The organism is Ruegeria sp. AG1 (genome assembly GCF_056541705.1).
In genome coordinates this window covers 235,759-251,928 of the sequence record NZ_JBQFYU010000003.1, presented here as the reverse complement: position 1 = coordinate 251,928, position 16,170 = coordinate 235,759, and the positions used below count along the sequence as shown (strand labels likewise).

Genomic DNA, 16,170 nt, shown 5'->3' with positions numbered 1-16,170 from the left:
ACATCAATCCCGACACAGGAATACGGACATGAAAGATATGACCAATCTCGACTCATTCGAAGTAGGCTATGACATTCCGGCCAAGCCCGGAATGGATGAAGCAGATATCCAGACCCCCAGCCTCGTGCTGGATCTCGATGCACTTGAACGCAACATCAAGAAGATGGGTGACTATGCCAAGGCCCACGGTATGCGCCACCGCGTCCACGGCAAAATGCACAAATCCGTCGATGTCGCGAAACTTCAGGAACGCCTCGGCGGAGCCGTGGGCGTGTGCTGTCAGAAGGTCTCAGAGGCTGAAGTTTTCGTGCGTGGCGGGATCAAGGACGTGTTGGTCTCGAACCAGGTACGCGACCCCGCCAAGATCGACCGCCTGGCCAGCCTGCCAAAACTCGGCAGCCGCATCATCGTATGTGTCGACGATATTGACAATGTCGCAGACCTTTCCGGTGCAGCGGTCGATCACGGCACTCAGCTTGAGGTCTTCGTCGAGATCGACTGCGGCGCGGGACGGTGCGGGGTGACCACAACACCTCAGGTGATCGAAATTGCCAAAGCCGTCGAGGCGGCCGACAACCTCAAATTCACCGGCATTCAGGCCTATCAGGGCGCGATGCAGCATTTCGACAGCTACGAGGCGCGCAAGGAAAAGCTGGATACCGCAATTGCGATGGTCAAAGACGCCGTTGACGGCCTGAAAGCCGCAGGAATCGATTGCGAGCTGGTTTCCGGCGGCGGTACCGGCTCTTACTATTTCGAATCCAACTCGGGCGTATATAATGAGCTTCAATGCGGGTCCTACGCCTTCATGGATGCCGACTACGGCCGCATTTTGGACAAGGACGGCAACCGTATCGACCGGGGTGAGTGGGAGAACGCTCTGTTCATCCTGACCAGCGTCATGAGCCACGCCAAAGCCGACAAGGCGATCGTCGATGCAGGCCTCAAAGCGCAATCGGTAGACAGCGGCTTACCCGTCGTGTTTGGGCGCGACGACGTTGAGTACATTAAATGCTCGGACGAGCATGGCGTTGTGATGGATACGGATGGTGTTCTCAAGGTCAACGACAAGCTCAAGCTGGTGCCCGGTCACTGCGACCCAACGGCCAATGTACATGATTGGTATGTCGGCGTGCGCAACGGCAAGGTTGAGGCCGTCTGGCCCGTATCTGCCCGTGGTCGCGCCTACTAAGGCCAAACAATCTAAGAAATCTGGCTCGACAGCAGCCTGATCCTCGCCCGTGTGCCTCCTCTCCCTTCGGGGAATCGCGCGGGCGAACGAATTCCAAGTGGAGACTGACATGTTGATCGTACCCGAGCGCGAGATCGCCGGATTGATGACCCGCCAAGCGGCCTTTGATGCCGTTGAGAGCGTCTTTGCGGCAATGGCCGCGGGCGATGCCTATAACTTCCCTGTCGTGCGTGAGGCTATCGGCCACGAAGACGCTCTGTATGGCTTCAAGGGTGGTTTTGACCGCGCCGGCCTGACTTTGGGCCTGAAGGCCGGTGGCTACTGGCCAAACAATCTTGAGAAACGCGGGTTGATCAACCACCAATCCACGGTTTTCCTGTTCGATCCCGACACCGGCAAACCCTCAGCGATGGTGGGCGGCAACCTGCTGACGGCGCTGCGCACAGCGGCGGCTTCGTCCGTGTCGATCAAACATCTGGCCCGCGCAGATGCCAACGTGATTGGCATGATCGGGGCGGGCCATCAGGCCGCCTTTCAACTACGCGCCGCGCTGGAACAGCGTAGCTTTGAAAAGGTCGTCGGCTGGAACTACCACCCGGAAATGCTGCCCAACATCGAGAAAGTCGCTGTTGAGGCAGGTGTCCCATTTGAGGCGGTCGAACTTGACGGAATGACCGAGGCGGATGTGATCATCTCGATCACTTCGGCCTTTGCGCCTTCGCTGATGGCGCACCATGTCAGCCCCGGCACGCATGTGGCCTGTATGGGAACAGACACCAAAGGCAAGCAAGAGGTCGAATCCGCCCTGCTGGCCGGGGCGCGTGTCTTCACGGACGAGGTCGCGCAATCCGTCACCATCGGCGAGGCACAGCACGCCGTCGCCGAGGGACTGATCAGCCAAAGCGACGTCGCGCAGCTTGGCGCGGTGATCAATGGAACGCATGAGGGCCGCTCGGCAGATGATCAGATCACATTGTTCGACGGCACGGGCGTTGGCCTGCAGGATCTTGCGGTGGCCGCAGCGGTGGTCGACCTTGCCGTAGAAAAAGGGATCGCTATCGAGGTCGGTTTCTGACGCCAAAGCAAACGCTGATACCTGGTTCCGAGTGACAAGTCGTTCGCGCAACGGACACGCTGGCTGACGGCCGGGGTAAGCGCCCCGGCCAATGTCATTCCACCCGGAAGATGTTGCTAGACGTTGAATTTTCGCCGGATTTCCAGCCTCATGCGCAGGCAAGTTGCGATACCCTGCGCATCTTAACGCGGTTTATTTGACGATAAGGTACGGGAACTCGAACCAATGCTCCTGTAGGTTGGGTCCAGTTCCAATTCTATCCACGACCGCAAAAAGGCCCGGATCATGGAGCGGGGTCAGTACCCCGTGCCAAGTGTTGCGGTGGTAGTTCACCCCCTGCCCCGGCGCAGTTATGAACGCAATCGGGTGGCCGGGTTTTCCGTCTTCATCGGGGGCCACAACCACAACGAACGGCTTATCCGACAATGGCAGAAACGCCTGACTGCCGTCAGGGTGACGTTCCACCATATCCAGCGTGATCGGCAGGCTGAAAGCCTCGGACTGGAACACGCTGATCCCGGCGCGGCCGTCTCGGAAATCCAACTCCGCTCGGTCGTGATAGCGGGCGCATTTGCCCTGATTGATGTACTTATCCACCTCACCCGCCGCTTGGATCACATCTCCAAACGGCGCAAAGGCATGGGGGGTCAGGGGCTGCAGCTTCAGTTCGATGGTCATTCCGAGAACTTCTCGATCAAGCGCAGCTCGGCGATCCGTTCGACCTGTCTGCAGGCTTCGTCGAACTCGGTATCCCGATCACTGTCAATGCGGCGGTGAAAGGCCTCCAGGATGCTGGCCTTCGTGTTGTCCTTGACGGCGATGATGAAGGGAAAGCCGAATTTGGAGGTATAGGCCTCATTCAACGCGGTAAAGGTTTCGCGTTCTTCATCTGTCAGCATATCCAGACCAGCCCCAGCCTGTTCCGCCGTGCTTTCCTTGGTCAGCCGCCCGGCCGCAGCAAGCTTGCCCGCCAGATCCGGGTGGGCCGTCAGGACGCCAAGGCGTTGCTCGGTCGTAGCGGTACGGAATACACGCGCAAGCGCGTTGTGGACACCAGCGGCGTTGTCATGGGTCGGTCCGAGTTCAAGGTCAAACGCGCCTTCGGCAATCCATGGGCTGTGTTCGAACACGCCGCCAAACTCGGACACAAAGGTAGGCTGGTCCATTTCGGACGGGGTGAGGCTTTGCATTGGCGGGTGTTCCTTTGCCCAGTGATCGGCAATCTGTTCGCGTGTCGCGAACCAGACACCATCATGTTGTCTGAAATACTCCAGCGCGCGTTTGAGCGCCATGGCGCGACCCGGACGGCCGATCAAGCGGCAGTGCAACCCGATCGAGAGCATTTTCGGCATACCCGCCGTGCCTTCGGCATAGAGCATGTCGAAACTGTCTTTCAGATAGCTTTCGAATTGCTCTCCATTTGTATACCCGGCCTGAATCGCAAACCGCATGTCATTGCAATCCATCGTATAGGGCACAATCAAGTGATCCTTGCCCCCTGCCTTGATCCAATAGGGCAGATCATCGGCATAGCTGTCCGCGATATAGGCAAAGTCACCCTCTTCAGCGGCAAGATCGATCGTATTCATCGAGCACCGACCAGTATACCAACCGCGCGGAGGCTGGCCGGTGACTTCGGTGTGCAGCTGGATCGCCTCGCGAATCTGGGCGCGCTCATCTTGCGGGTCCATATCCTTGTGTTCGATCCATTTCAGTCCGTGGCTCGCGATCTCCCAGCCTGCATGCTTCATCGCCGCAACCTGTGCCGGGGCACGCGCCAAAGCGGTCGCCACGCCATAAACTGTCACAGGCAGGTCCTGCAAAAGGTGGTGAACACGCCAGAACCCGGCACGGCTGCCGTATTCGTAAATCGATTCCATGTTCCAGTGCCGCTGCCCCGGCCATGGGGCTGCACCGGTGATCTCGGACAAAAACGCCTCAGAGGCCGCGTCACCGTGCAAGATGTTGTTTTCGCCACCTTCTTCATAGTTCAATACGATCTGAATCGCGATCCGGGCCCTATTGGGCCAGTTGGCTTTGGGCATTTGATTGCCATAGCCGGTCATATCTCGTGGATAAGGCTTCACATCTGTTTCCTTCTTCTTGAGTTCCTCAATACTCCGGATAATCAAAGAAATTTTTCAAAAAATACGAAAAGCAGCTTCGGATAGTCTGGCTTTGCCCTCGGAGGAGAAAACAGACTAATGAATAAGCAACTTTAGGAGTGGCACAAATGACCGGTTACCTTACCACACATGTTCTGGATACTGCACGGGGATGCCCCGCCGAGGGGCTGAAAATCGAGTTGTACCGTATCAATGGCACAGACCGCACCTTGCTGAAAGCACTGGTGACAAATGACGACGGCAGAACCGACGAACAGATTCTCCCGCAATCTGAGTTTTCAGCAGGCGAATACGAACTGATTTTCTTTGCCGGCGCGTACCTTGATGCCTCAGGCACCCCGCCAGAAGATCCCCGTTTTCTGGACGTGATACCGATCCGGTTCGGGATGTCCGAACAGTCTCACTATCATGTGCCTCTGCTTCTTTCCCCTTTTGGATACTCGACCTACCGTGGCAGCTGAAGCCCTGCCGCTCTAGGTGTTCGCGGCGGCGATCGAGGATCCGATGCGCTCTATGATAAACTCCATGAAAAGCCGCGTTTTGGGGTCTTGCATACGGCGGTGGGTGAACAGACACGCCATCTGAATAGGTTCCGGCGGCGTTTCTGTGGCCACCGGAACCAGATTTCCAGCCTTTAGGTGCTGTGCGATCTCAAAGATCGGCTTCAGCGCGATCCCGTGACCCGCAAGGGCCCAATCCGTCAACACATCACCATCGTCCGATTCATAACGACCAGAGACGCGGAATCGCTTTGGCCCCGTTTGAGTCCTGAGAAGCCATTGAAACTCGGTCGCGCCTGGAAAGCGCAGGTTGAGGCATTCGTGATTGTCGGCGATCAAATCGTCTCCGCTTGCCGGCATCCCACGTTTCTTGATGTATTTCGGAGAGGCGCACAGAACCCTTTCAACATCGGCGATTTTGCGAATGCGCAAATTGCTGTCCTCGGGCTGCCCTAGGAAAAACGCAAGATCCAGACCTTCTGTTGTAAGGTCGACTTTTCGATCTGTCAGCCTCAGCCTGACATTGACCTCGGGATACTCGGCCAAAAACTTTGGAACCTGTGGCGCTATCAGCCTACGACCGACGCCCAATGGCGCAGCAACATAGAGAGAACCTTTCAGATTCTCGGTAATGTTGACGATCTGAGCTTCGGCATTTTCAACGGCCTCAAGGATTTCGGCGGCCCCCCGATAGAAGGATTGTCCCTGTTCGGTCGGCGTCAGGCTGCGCGTCGTGCGTTGAAACAGCCGCACACCCAGATGCTCTTCCAGTTGCGATATTCGCGCCGAGGTGACAGCCGGAGAAACCCTCAGATCGCGGCCTGCGGCGGACATGCTGCCCAACTCGTAGACTCGGACAAAGGTTCTGATGTTATCTAGATAGGACATTTTTTTGCATTTTTTGATACTGCTTGGTCTTTGCTAGCAATACCAGAATAAAGCAGTCTCGCATAGAGTGAGCGGAAGCAAAGAATCTTAGGAGCAAACCCATGTATGATCTGGCCGTAATGTGGGAGTGGATCGCCTTTTCCGTCCGCTGGCTGCATGTGATCACTGCGATGGCGTGGATTGGGGCATCTTTCTACTTTATCGCATTGGACCTGATGCTTAAGCCAAACCCTGCGCTGCCAGATGGGGCCTATGGCGAAGAATGGGAGGTCCATGGCGGCGGGTTTTACCACACCGTAAAATACCTGGTGGCGCCCGCCCGGATGCCCGAGCATCTGACCTGGCACAAATGGCAAAGCTACACCACATGGCTGTCCGGCGCCGCGCTTCTAATGATCATTTACTGGGTCGGAGGAGAGCTATTCCTGCTGGACCCGACCAAGGTCGATCTGGCGCTGTGGCAGGGGATTCTGATCTCGGGCGGGTCATTGACCATTGGTTGGTTGCTCTATGACCAGATGTGCAAATCCAAGCTGAGCGACCATCCCACCATTCTGATGCTGTTATTGTTCGTGATCCTGGTGATCATGTCCTGGGGCTACAACCAGATATTCACCGGTCGGGCCGCTCTACTGCATCTTGGGGCGTTTACCGCAACGATAATGACGGCCAATGTGTTCTTTCAGATCATGCCGAACCAGCGCATCGTGGTCGCAGACCTCAAGGCCGGTCGAACCCCGGACGCCAAGTACGGCAAGATTGCCAAAGTGCGTTCGACGCATAACAACTATCTGACCTTGCCGGTCGTGTTCCTGATGCTGTCGAACCACTACCCGCTGGCGTTCGGCACCGAGTATTCATGGATCATTGCAAGCCTGATCTTCCTGACCGGGGTCACCATTCGCCACTATTTCAACACGATGCATGCGACTGGAACAGGCCCTCATTGGACCTGGGCAGTCACGGTCCTTCTGATGATCGCGATTGCATGGCTCTCCTCGGTCCGATCTGGTGAGACATGGGAAGAGGCCGAAGCGCGCGAGCTGACACCCTATGAACAGAAATTCGCCTCGGCCGAGGGGTTCGAGGCCGCTTATGACACGGTTCTGGGCAATTGCTCCATGTGTCACGCACGCGAGCCGGTCTACGGCACAATGAAATGGGCGCCCAAGAAAGTGTATCTTGAAACGCCCGGCGATGTCGCCCGTCAGGCTGATCAAATCTATCTGCAGGCCGGGATCAGCCACGCGATGCCGCCGCCTGCCGCGGTTCAAATGGATGACGAAGCCCGTCAGACCATCATCGCATGGGTGCGTGAGGGCCGGGGCCAGTAAGCCCCGACTTGTAGCAGGCAAAACAGGACCCTCCTGCTGGTTTATCCAAAGAACCTTTTGCTGTGTTTCGCGATGTGTTCGACGAACAGGCGTATTTTAGGATCCTGAAGTTTCTTGTGCGGATAGAGGCAGCCGAAGATGGTCGGCAAGGGCGGTGTCGAGGGCAGAACCTCGACCAGCTGGCCTGACACGAGATACTCTTTCACATCAAAGCGCGGTTTGTTTACGATCCCTTTGCCTGCCAAAGCCCAATCCGTCAGGACATCGCCGTCATCCGCATCGTATTTGCCCCGAACCTCAAGTTTGCGCGGCCCCATGTCGGTGTTCAGGGTCCAGAAATACTCGGGCGATCTGGGATAGCGCAGCAGCAGGCAATTGTGCTGAGACTGTAGTAGGTCATCCGGCGTTTTTGGCACGCCGAAATTCGAAAGATATTCAGGCGAGGCACATAGCAGCCGATCACAATCCGCGAATTTCCGCAGCTTCATGGTGGAATCGCCCGGCTCTCCGATAAAGAACGCGATATCCAAACCATCGGCCATCATGTCCACTTTGCGGTCGGACAGGCGCATGCGAATCTCGGTCTCTGGGTAGCGATCCGAGAAATCCGGGACCAGAGGCGCAACGATTCTGCGCCCGACCCCCAGCGGCGCTGTGATGCGGATTGCGCCTCGAGGGGCGTCCGAAAAACTGGCGACGCGCGCCTCGGCGTGGTCCAACGCCAGTAAAACGGCTTTGGCCTCATCATAGAAAACCTCGCCGACCTCCGTTGCCGTCATCGAGCGGGTCGTTCTGTTGAACAGGCGCACGCCCAGATGGTTCTCCAGCTCTTTCAGACGTTTGCTGGCCACCGCGGGTGTCAGCCGCAGGTCACGGCCGCCGGACGTGATGCTGCCCAGCTCCATCACCCTAACGAAGACCCGCAAGCTTTCGATGTATGACATTCATTCCTCCCTCTGGGGGAAGACTGCGATGGTGGGATTTCTTTTTCAACGTTTTGTTGAAAGTATTTGTCATTTCCGACGATTTTAAGACTCAATCTCCGACTCTATGGTCCTGCGGCGACCTACCCGAAGGCAGGTGTAGAGGGAGACTAACATGACGCCGCGCACTGACATCCGATTTGTCCTGAATGGCAAGGATGTATCCGTTCCAGACGTATCAGCCGACCAGACTCTTCTGGATTTTCTACGTCTCGAACGACGACTGACCGGCACCAAGGAAGGCTGCGCCGAAGGCGATTGCGGCGCATGTACCGTACTTGTCGGGCGGCTTGGGCGGACAGGACTTGCCTATGCTCCGGTGAACGCGTGCATTCGGTTCCTCGCCTCTTTAGACGGCTGCCATGTCGTGACGGTTGAGCATCTGTCCGGCCACGAAGGTCGCCTGCATCCGGTACAGCAAGCCATGGTGGACCATCACGGCAGTCAGTGCGGGTTCTGCACGCCGGGCTTCGTGATGGCGCTCTATGCGCTGTGGATGCAAACGCCCGAGCCAACAGAGGCGCAGGTCGAAACCGCTTTGCAGGGCAATTTGTGCCGTTGCACCGGGTATGAGCCGATCATTCGGGCGGCCGTTGCAGTCAGTCGCTATGGCACCCCAGCCTCGGACTACTTGAACACCGAACGTGAGGCCATGACCGCGCGTCTGGCAGCGTTGAAAGACGGGCGGCGCGTCGTCTCGGGTCCGAAGGACAATCTGAGCATCCTTCCCTGCAGCGTGGATGATCTGGCCGAGTGCCTGCAAACTTACCAAGAGGCCACTATCGTCGCGGGCGCAACGGATGTGGGCCTTTGGGTCACGAAATTCCTGCGCAAAATCGGACCGGCGATATTTACCGGACATATCGAAGACCTGAAAACGGTCGAAACACAGGGCCAGCACATGCTGATCGGTGCCGGCGCAAGCTACACCGATTGCCAAGACCTGCTGTCCGAGCATCTACCGCACCTAACCTCCTACTGGGATCGTATTGCCGGGTGGCAGGTGCGAAACATGGGCACAGTGGGTGGCAACATCGCCAACGGCTCTCCCATCGGGGACACGCCGCCTGTGCTGATCGCGCTTGGAGCCGACATCACGCTGCGCCGTGGGTCGGATGTCCGGACAATGCCACTGGACGCGTTCTTCATCGACTACGGCAAACAGGATCGCCAACCGGACGAATTTGTCGAAAGCATCCGCGTTCCCCTGCCCCAGCCAAAGGATCTGAACGCCGCCTACAAGATCTCGAAGCGCCGGGATGAGGATATTTCCTCGGTCGCGGCAGGCATTCATATGTCGGTTGAAGATGGCATCATCTGCGACGCCCGTATCGCCATGGGTGGCATGGCCGCGACGCCAAAGCGCGCGTCTGCTGCCGAGGCCGCTCTGAACGGTCAGCCCTGGTCGCGGGAAAGTTTCGAGGCGGCAGCAAAGGCGCTGGTTCAGGATTTCTCACCCCTGACCGATTGGCGAGCCTCGTCCGACTATCGGATGCTGACGGCCCAGAACCTGCTGCGTCGGTTCTTCCTCGAACATGACGCCCAGACAGACACCCCCGTTCAACTGGCTTGTGCGTAACAAGGAGACGACACAATGAAAGACACCGTTTCCATCACTGGGGCCGCCCACACCGACGTCAACCACGACAGCGCCATCAAACATGTAACCGGAGGGGCTGACTACACCGACGATATCGCCCTGCCCCAAGGCGCGCTGCACGCCTATCTTGGCGTGTCCGAAGTGACCCACGCCAAACTGCTTGGCATCGACTTTGCCAAGGTTCTGGCAACACCCGGCGTTGTTGGGGTTTTGACGGCAGATGACGTGCCCGGGATCAATGACATAAGCCCGACGCATCTGAACGACGAGCCGGTTTTCCCAACCGAGACCATTCAGTTTCACGGCCAGCCTCTGTTTGCCGTCATTGCCGAGACCCGCGACATCGCACGCCGCGCCGCCGAGCTGGCAGAGATCGAATACGAAACCCTGCCCCATGCGCTGGACCCCATTGAGGCCCAAAACGCCGGCTACCCGCATGTCACCGCCCCCCTCAAGCTAGAGCGAGGGGATGTTGCCCCGGCTCAGGCGGCGGCCCCCAACCGGATTAAGGGCCGGATGCGCGTGGGCGGTCAGGATCACATGTACCTTGAGGGTCACATCGCCTTTGCCATTCCGGGCGAGGATGATGATGTGGTTGTGCATTGCTCGACCCAGCATCCGTCTGAGGCGCAGCATATGGTGGCCCATGTGCTTGGCGTGCCGTCCAACGCCGTTGTGGTCAATGTCCGCCGCATGGGTGGTGGCTTTGGCGGCAAGGAAAGCCAAATGAACCTGTTCTGCGTTGTGGCCGCAATGGCCGCGAAAAAGTGGAACCGCGCCGTCAAGATCAGGCCCGACCGGGATCAGGATATGACGGCGACCGGCAAACGCCATGACTTTGTGATCGACTATGACGTGGCCTTTGACGATGCGGGACGCATTCAGGCTGTAGAAAGCAGCTTTGCCGCGCGCTGCGGATTCTCGGCAGATCTGTCGGGCCCCGTGACCGACCGTGCTCTGTTTCATGCAGATAATGCCTATTTCTACCCGAATGTGCGCCTCAACAGCCATCCGATGAAAACCAACACGGTCTCAAACACCGCTTTCCGCGGATTTGGTGGGCCGCAGGGGGTGATCGCGGCGGAAAGGATGATCGAAGAAATCGCCTATGCCACGGGACAGGACCCTCTGGATGTGCGTAAGGCCAATTTCTATGGCACCGAAGACCGGAACGTGACGCCTTATCATCAGGTCGTCGAAGATAGCGTTCTGGACCGGCTGGTCGGAGAGCTGGAGGAGACCTCAGACTACCGCCAGCGGCGTCAGGACATCATCGCCTTCAACAAAACTTCTCCGATCCTGAAAAAGGGCATCGCTCTGACGCCGGTGAAATTCGGCATCTCGTTCACAGCAACGTGGTACAATCAGGCCGGCGCGCTGGTGCATGTCTACAAAGACGGCTCGATCCATCTGAACCACGGCGGCACCGAAATGGGGCAAGGCCTCAACACCAAGGTCGCGCAGGTGGTGGCCGAGGCCTTTCAGGTTGATTTCAGTCGGATCAAGATCACCAAGACAACGACCGAGAAGGTCCCGAACACATCCGCCACCGCAGCCTCTAGCGGCACCGATCTGAACGGAATGGCCGCGTTGAATGCGGTCGAGCAGATCAAGGAACGGCTGGTGAAATTCGCCTCGGAAACATGGGAAGTAAGCCCCGAGCAGGTGATCTTTCACGCCAATCATGTTCACATCGGCGAAGATGTTCTGCCCTTCGACGCCTTCATCAAACAGGCCTATCTGGCGCGTGTGCAGCTGTCGGCCGCCGGGTTTTACAAAACACCAAAAATCCACTGGGATCGTGATAAGGGCCAAGGCCGCCCGTTCTACTACTACGCCTATGGGGCATCCTGTTCGGAAGTGACCATAGATACCCTGACCGGAGAATACCGGGTCGATCGCACGGATGTGCTGCACGATGTCGGGCGCTCATTGAATCCCGTTCTCGATAAGGGTCAGGTTGAAGGTGCTTTTGTTCAGGGTATGGGCTGGCTGACCACCGAAGAGCTTTGGTGGGATGATGCCGGTCGCCTGAGCACCCATGCTCCGTCGACGTACAAGATCCCGTTGGCCTCGGACCGCCCGCGTATCTTCAACGTGAAACTCGCCGATTGGTCGGAAAACCGAGAGTTGACGATCAAACGCTCCAAAGCTGTGGGTGAGCCACCCTTCATGCTTGGAATTTCGGTGTTCGAGGCCCTGTCGATGGCTGTGGCATCCGTCGCCGATTACCGGGAATGTCCACGCCTAGACGCCCCGGCCACGCCCGAGCGTGTCCTGATGGCCGTTGCCCGCCTGCAAAACGGTGCCTAAACGATGCCTGCCGCGCAGTCCCTGAAGACGTTTCTCTCCGAACAAAGCAGCGTGATCCGCATCGCGTTGACGCGTGTGCGCGGGTCTTCGCCCCGCAACGAAGGGACAGAGATGTTCGTGGCGCCTAACGCGCTGTGGGGAACCATCGGCGGTGGGCAATTGGAGTTCATGGCCATCAACGCTGCGCGGGACATGCTGCGAGACGGGTCGCTTCACCAGGATATGGATGTGCCGCTCGGGCCCGAAATCGGCCAATGCTGCGGGGGACGGGTTGAAATGCAACTGACTCGCATGCGGTCCTCGGACAAGTGGGCTGCAACTGACAGGGCGGCGCGGCGCGACGATGCCTTGCCACATGTCTACGTGATGGGGGCGGGTCATGTGGGACGCGCACTTGCGGATCTTTTTCAGCATTTGCCTGTGCGCTGCATCCTTGTCGACACACGGGCCGAGGAAATCGACCTCTGCACTGCGGATGTCGAAACCCGACTGAGTGCAATCCCCGAAGCCGAAATCCTCAGTGCGCCCGAAGGCAGCGCCTTTATCGTCCTGACCCATGATCACGGGCTGGATTTCTTGCTGACCACCGCCGCGCTTGAACGTCAGGATGCGGCCTATGTCGGGATGATCGGATCCGCAACTAAGCGGATCAAGCTGAGGAATTGGGCACACAAACAGTGTGACGGACAATCCATCGAACATTTGAGATGCCCCATCGGGGCAAGCGGTAGCCGCGACAAGCGGCCCAGCGTCATCGCCGCCTTCGTGGTGGCCGAGGTGATGGCTGAACTGACCTCTGAAACTGCCGCGACCGCCCCAACCGGGGCAACCAAGGCGCCCCTTGCGGGCCAACATCACGACCGGAGAGGGAGATCCGCCTGAAATCCACCAGGCAATTCCGGTCCTATCAGAGGAGGAGACCGTCATGGACGGGAGGACCTACGAATACAAGCTGTTTACCCGCAGCGACTTTAGCGCTTTCTGGGCGCTTTTTACGGATAACCTAGTGAACCTGCTGATCCTGTCCGGGGTCTGTCAGTTCGTGTTCCAGATGCCAGCCGAGATCGTCTTTGGCCGCATCGTGCCCGGTGCCGCCATTGCAATTCTTGCCGGTGTCGGGGTCTACACGCTTCTGGCCAAATGGGCAGCCACCAAAAAAGGCGAAGATGTCACCGCCCTGCCCTACGGCATCTCGACGCCGGTCATGTTTGTATATCTTTTCGGCGTGATCGGACCCATTTACTGGGCCACCAATGACCCGATGCTGGCCTGGCAGGTCGGTATCGGCGCGGGCTTCATGGGAGGGATCGTTGCAGCCCTTGGGGCGTTTGTAGGTCCTTACCTGAAGCGTATTACACCGCGCGCCGGGATGCTCGGCACGCTGTGCGGCATTGCGCTGGTCTTTATCGGCTCCGTCCCGCTGGCCGAGGTGTTTGAGAACCCGATCATCGGGTTTACCTCGTTGCTGTTCATCCTTTGGGGTCTGATCGGGCGGTTCCGCCTGCCGGGCAACGTGCCTGCCGGTCTGGTCGCGATTGCGGCGGGCACGGTGATTGCCATCATCCTTGGTGAATCGAAAATCGACACAAGCGGCATCGGCTTCTACCCTCCAATCCCCTATTTCGGCGACCTCATCGCCGGTGTTCAGTACCTGTTCGCCAACCCAGGGCTGTTTCTGGTGCTCATCCCGGTGCAGATCTACAACTTCATCGAAACCATGAACAACGTGGAATCCGCCGAGGCCGCGGGCGATCACTACCCCGTCGGGCTGTGCCAGGTAACGGATGGCGCGGGCACGATGCTGGGCGCACTGTTTGGCTCTCCTTTCCCGACGACCGTTTACATCGGTCATCCGGCCTACAAGCGGCTTGATGCACATGCGGGCTACATCGTGGGTGTGGCCGTTGTGATCGCGGCTGCCGCTTTCCTGGGCTTCCTGTCCTTCCTCGCGGGTCTTATCCCGATCGCGGCTGCGGCACCCGTTCTGGTCTTTGTCTCGGTTAGCCTGATCACCAACACGGCCTGGGCAGTGAAGCCAATGCACATGGCTGCGGTATCTTTCGCGATCCTGCCCCATATCTCGGCCTTCCTGATGGTCAAATGGGGGTCACTGATGAACGCGCTGCGCAGTAGCGGTGTCGAAGGCTTGCCTGCGCTGGGTGACGAAGGCCTGACCGCGGCGCTGTTGATGGAGGGGGCCCATTACGAAGGACATCTGGCGCTAAGCCAGGGTGCGATCATCACAGGTCTGATTTGGGGCGCCATTGTGGCCGACGTGATTGACGGCCGGTTCCGTATGGCAGGGGCGTTTGCCGTCGCCGGCGGGCTGATGTCGGCGGTGGGGATCATCCACTCTTACACGCTGCAGATGCCGCAGTTCGACGGGATTACAATCGGCTATCTGATCGTCGGCGGGTTCCTGTATCTCTACCCGATGCTCGCCCCTAAAGAGGATCTTGAGCATCGCGTGATCGTTCCAGATGAGCCCGATCTGATCGACGACGATACACCTGCACAACAGGCCTGATCCATGATGGGGCAGCCTCAGGGCTGCCCCCTACCCGTTTTCCCACGACATACGAGACATTCCATGACACAGAGATTGCTGCGCGGTCGTCTGCTGACCTTTCATCGTGAGCCCCAGAACGGCGAAGATACCGGCGCCTATACCTATCTTGAGGACGGCGCGCTGCTGATCCGGGACGGGATCATTCAGGACACCGGCCCGTTCTCGACGATCAGCGCAAAGGCCGAAGACGTGCCTGTGACGGACCATCGCCCTCATCTGATGATGGCGGGGTTTATCGACACCCATATCCACTTCCCTCAAGTGCAGGTCATCGCCTCGTGGGGCGCACAGCTCTTGGACTGGCTCAACACCTACACGTTCCCAGAAGAAACCCGCTTTGCCTCGGACGGACACAGCGCGACCATGGCGCGGGCGTTCTATGACCAGTTGATCGCGCATGGCACCACGACGGCGGTTGCCTATTGCTCGGTCCACAAAACCTCGGCTGACGCGTTCTTTACCGAGGCAACCAGACGCAACATGCGTATGCTTGGCGGAAAGGTCCTGATGGACCGCAACGCGCCCGAGACGCTGCAGGATACGCCGCAATCCGGATATGACGACACCAAAGCTCTGATCGCCGACTGGCATGGCAAGGGACGCAACGGCTATGTCATCACGCCCCGGTTCGCGATCACCTCGACCCCGGACCAAATGGCCATGGCCCAGATGCTGGCGCAAGAGCATCCCGACTGCCACATCCAGACACACCTGTCGGAAAACAAGGACGAGATCGCCTTCACCAGACAACTCTACCCGCAAGCCCGGGACTATCTGGATGTCTATGAGTCCTACGGTTTGCTGGGACGGAGAACTCTGCTCGGACACTCCATCCATCTTGAACCGCGTGAGATCGACGCGCTTGCTGAAACCGGCGCGCATCCCGTGTTCTGCCCAACCTCGAATCTGTTTCTGGGCAGCGGCCTGTTTGATCATGCCGGGCTGAGCGCGCGCGGGATCGCCAATGGGATCGCAACGGATGTTGGCGCAGGCACAAGCTATTCGATGCTGCAAACCCTGAACGAAGGCTACAAGATCCTGCAACTGCAAGGGACAGCCCTGCATCCTTTGCAAGCGTTCCATTGGGCAACCCGCGGCAATGCCTGCGTTCTGGGCCTCGAAGACAAAATCGGTACGCTCGCCCCGGGAACCGAAGCGGATGTCGTTGTTCTAAACGCACGCAGCACCCCGGCCATGGCTCTTCGCATGGACCGCGTGGAGAGCCTAGCGCAAGAGCTTTTCGTTCTGCAGATGATGGGAGACGACCGCGCGATCGAGGAAGTCTATGTGTCGGGAACACCCAGTAAGGTTGCAGGGCCGCAACCTGAACGAGCCAAAGTCCCTGCCTAGCGGCAACTGTAACGCGGGCCCATTTCCAGCCCGCGACGGTCTTTGATTGAAAGCCCGGATCAGTTGACTTGCTCGATCCGGGCTAGACCCAGCAGCAACACGCGACCAAGTTCCTCACCGCATTAGATAACTAGCTCGGGATGCCCAAGGTGCCCAGTAAATCCTTTAGTTCCCATGACAAACCGATCTGTTACCCGTCATTCCACACATCGATTAGAAAGGCAGGTGACGGCATTATCT

Annotated in this window: 13 protein-coding genes; 9 read left to right on the top strand and 4 right to left on the bottom strand. The window is 58.3% G+C overall.

Features of this window, described 5'->3' with window-relative positions; all coding sequences use genetic code 11:
- The first annotated feature begins 28 nt into the window (after positions 1-28).
- Positions 29-1,192 carry a 3-hydroxy-D-aspartate aldolase BhcC gene (gene bhcC, locus ACR0B5_RS05745; protein WP_480539073.1) on the top strand — a complete coding sequence of 388 codons (1,164 nt, stop codon included), beginning with the start codon at positions 29-31 and terminating at the stop codon, positions 1,190-1,192.
- A gap of 109 nt (positions 1,193-1,301) precedes the next feature.
- Entirely contained in the window at positions 1,302-2,267 is a 966-nt protein-coding gene (bhcD, locus tag ACR0B5_RS05740; protein ID WP_480539071.1) for an iminosuccinate reductase BhcD, read from the top strand.
- Positions 2,268-2,459: 192 nt separating this feature from the next.
- On the opposite strand, the gene ACR0B5_RS05735 is transcribed toward bhcD, so the two are convergent.
- Together ACR0B5_RS05735 and puuE are read right to left on the bottom strand one after the other, a co-directional pair.
- Positions 2,460-2,945: an ureidoglycolate lyase gene (locus ACR0B5_RS05735; protein WP_480539069.1), complete on the bottom strand. Its 486-nt coding sequence runs from the start codon at positions 2,943-2,945 to the stop codon at positions 2,460-2,462.
- The gene (gene puuE / locus ACR0B5_RS05730; protein ID WP_480539067.1) at positions 2,942-4,354 is read right to left on the bottom strand and encodes an allantoinase PuuE; all 1,413 of its coding nucleotides are present in this window, start codon (positions 4,352-4,354) and stop codon (positions 2,942-2,944) included. Before puuE ends, ACR0B5_RS05735 begins: the two co-directional genes overlap by 4 nt.
- A 146-nt stretch (positions 4,355-4,500) precedes the next feature.
- Here puuE and uraH point away from each other — a divergent pair, with 146 nt between their 5' ends.
- A complete protein-coding gene (gene uraH, locus ACR0B5_RS05725; protein WP_480539065.1) occupies positions 4,501-4,854 on the top strand; it encodes a hydroxyisourate hydrolase in 354 nt (117 codons plus the stop codon).
- 12 nt (positions 4,855-4,866) lie between these two features.
- Here uraH and ACR0B5_RS05720 read toward each other — a convergent pair whose 3' ends face one another.
- Positions 4,867-5,781, bottom strand: coding sequence for a LysR family transcriptional regulator (locus tag ACR0B5_RS05720; protein ID WP_170767507.1), 915 nt, complete (start codon positions 5,779-5,781; stop codon positions 4,867-4,869).
- Positions 5,782-5,882: 101 nt separating this feature from the next.
- On the opposite strand from ACR0B5_RS05720, the gene ACR0B5_RS05715 reads away from it, so the two are divergent.
- On the top strand, positions 5,883-7,115 hold the full coding sequence (locus ACR0B5_RS05715; RefSeq protein ID WP_480539063.1) for a urate hydroxylase PuuD: 1,233 nt from the start codon (positions 5,883-5,885) through the stop codon (positions 7,113-7,115).
- A gap of 41 nt (positions 7,116-7,156) precedes the next feature.
- Here the strand turns inward: ACR0B5_RS05715 and ACR0B5_RS05710 are convergent, their stop codons facing one another.
- On the bottom strand, positions 7,157-8,059 hold the full coding sequence (locus tag ACR0B5_RS05710; protein ID WP_480539061.1) for a LysR family transcriptional regulator: 903 nt from the start codon (positions 8,057-8,059) through the stop codon (positions 7,157-7,159).
- Between the two features lie 154 nt (positions 8,060-8,213).
- On the opposite strand from ACR0B5_RS05710, the gene xdhA reads away from it, so the two are divergent.
- The 5 genes from xdhA to guaD all read left to right on the top strand — a co-directional run bounded on the left by xdhA (position 8,214) and on the right by guaD (position 15,930).
- Positions 8,214-9,677, top strand: a complete 1,464-nt coding sequence (xdhA, locus tag ACR0B5_RS05705) for a xanthine dehydrogenase small subunit (RefSeq protein ID WP_480539059.1) — start codon at positions 8,214-8,216, stop codon at positions 9,675-9,677.
- A 15-nt stretch (positions 9,678-9,692) separates the two neighbouring features.
- On the top strand, positions 9,693-12,011 hold the full coding sequence (gene xdhB / locus ACR0B5_RS05700; protein WP_480539057.1) for a xanthine dehydrogenase molybdopterin binding subunit: 2,319 nt from the start codon (positions 9,693-9,695) through the stop codon (positions 12,009-12,011).
- Positions 12,012-12,014: 3 nt separating this feature from the next.
- The gene (xdhC, locus tag ACR0B5_RS05695) at positions 12,015-12,893 is read left to right on the top strand and encodes a xanthine dehydrogenase accessory protein XdhC (protein WP_480539055.1); all 879 of its coding nucleotides are present in this window, start codon (positions 12,015-12,017) and stop codon (positions 12,891-12,893) included.
- 43 nt (positions 12,894-12,936) lie between these two features.
- Entirely contained in the window at positions 12,937-14,538 is a 1,602-nt protein-coding gene (locus tag ACR0B5_RS05690) for a xanthine/uracil/vitamin C permease (protein ID WP_480539053.1), read from the top strand.
- Between the two features lie 63 nt (positions 14,539-14,601).
- A complete protein-coding gene (guaD, locus tag ACR0B5_RS05685; RefSeq protein WP_480539051.1) occupies positions 14,602-15,930 on the top strand; it encodes a guanine deaminase in 1,329 nt (442 codons plus the stop codon).
- The last annotated feature ends 240 nt before the right edge of the window (positions 15,931-16,170 follow it).

Coding starts and splice junctions, on each gene's coding strand:
- ACR0B5_RS05715 (WP_480539063.1), top strand. CDS start 5,883: ATGTATGATCTGGCCGTAATGTGGGAGTGGATCGCCTTTTCCGTCCGC.
- bhcD (WP_480539071.1), top strand. CDS start 1,302: ATGTTGATCGTACCCGAGCGCGAGATCGCCGGATTGATGACCCGCCAA.
- ACR0B5_RS05735 (WP_480539069.1), bottom strand. CDS start 2,945: ATGACCATCGAACTGAAGCTGCAGCCCCTGACCCCCCATGCCTTTGCG.
- bhcC (WP_480539073.1), top strand. CDS start 29: ATGAAAGATATGACCAATCTCGACTCATTCGAAGTAGGCTATGACATT.
- xdhC (WP_480539055.1), top strand. CDS start 12,015: ATGCCTGCCGCGCAGTCCCTGAAGACGTTTCTCTCCGAACAAAGCAGC.
- guaD (WP_480539051.1), top strand. CDS start 14,602: ATGACACAGAGATTGCTGCGCGGTCGTCTGCTGACCTTTCATCGTGAG.
- ACR0B5_RS05720 (WP_170767507.1), bottom strand. CDS start 5,781: ATGTCCTATCTAGATAACATCAGAACCTTTGTCCGAGTCTACGAGTTG.
- ACR0B5_RS05690 (WP_480539053.1), top strand. CDS start 12,937: ATGGACGGGAGGACCTACGAATACAAGCTGTTTACCCGCAGCGACTTT.
- xdhA (WP_480539059.1), top strand. CDS start 8,214: ATGACGCCGCGCACTGACATCCGATTTGTCCTGAATGGCAAGGATGTA.
- uraH (WP_480539065.1), top strand. CDS start 4,501: ATGACCGGTTACCTTACCACACATGTTCTGGATACTGCACGGGGATGC.
- ACR0B5_RS05710 (WP_480539061.1), bottom strand. CDS start 8,059: ATGTCATACATCGAAAGCTTGCGGGTCTTCGTTAGGGTGATGGAGCTG.
- xdhB (WP_480539057.1), top strand. CDS start 9,693: ATGAAAGACACCGTTTCCATCACTGGGGCCGCCCACACCGACGTCAAC.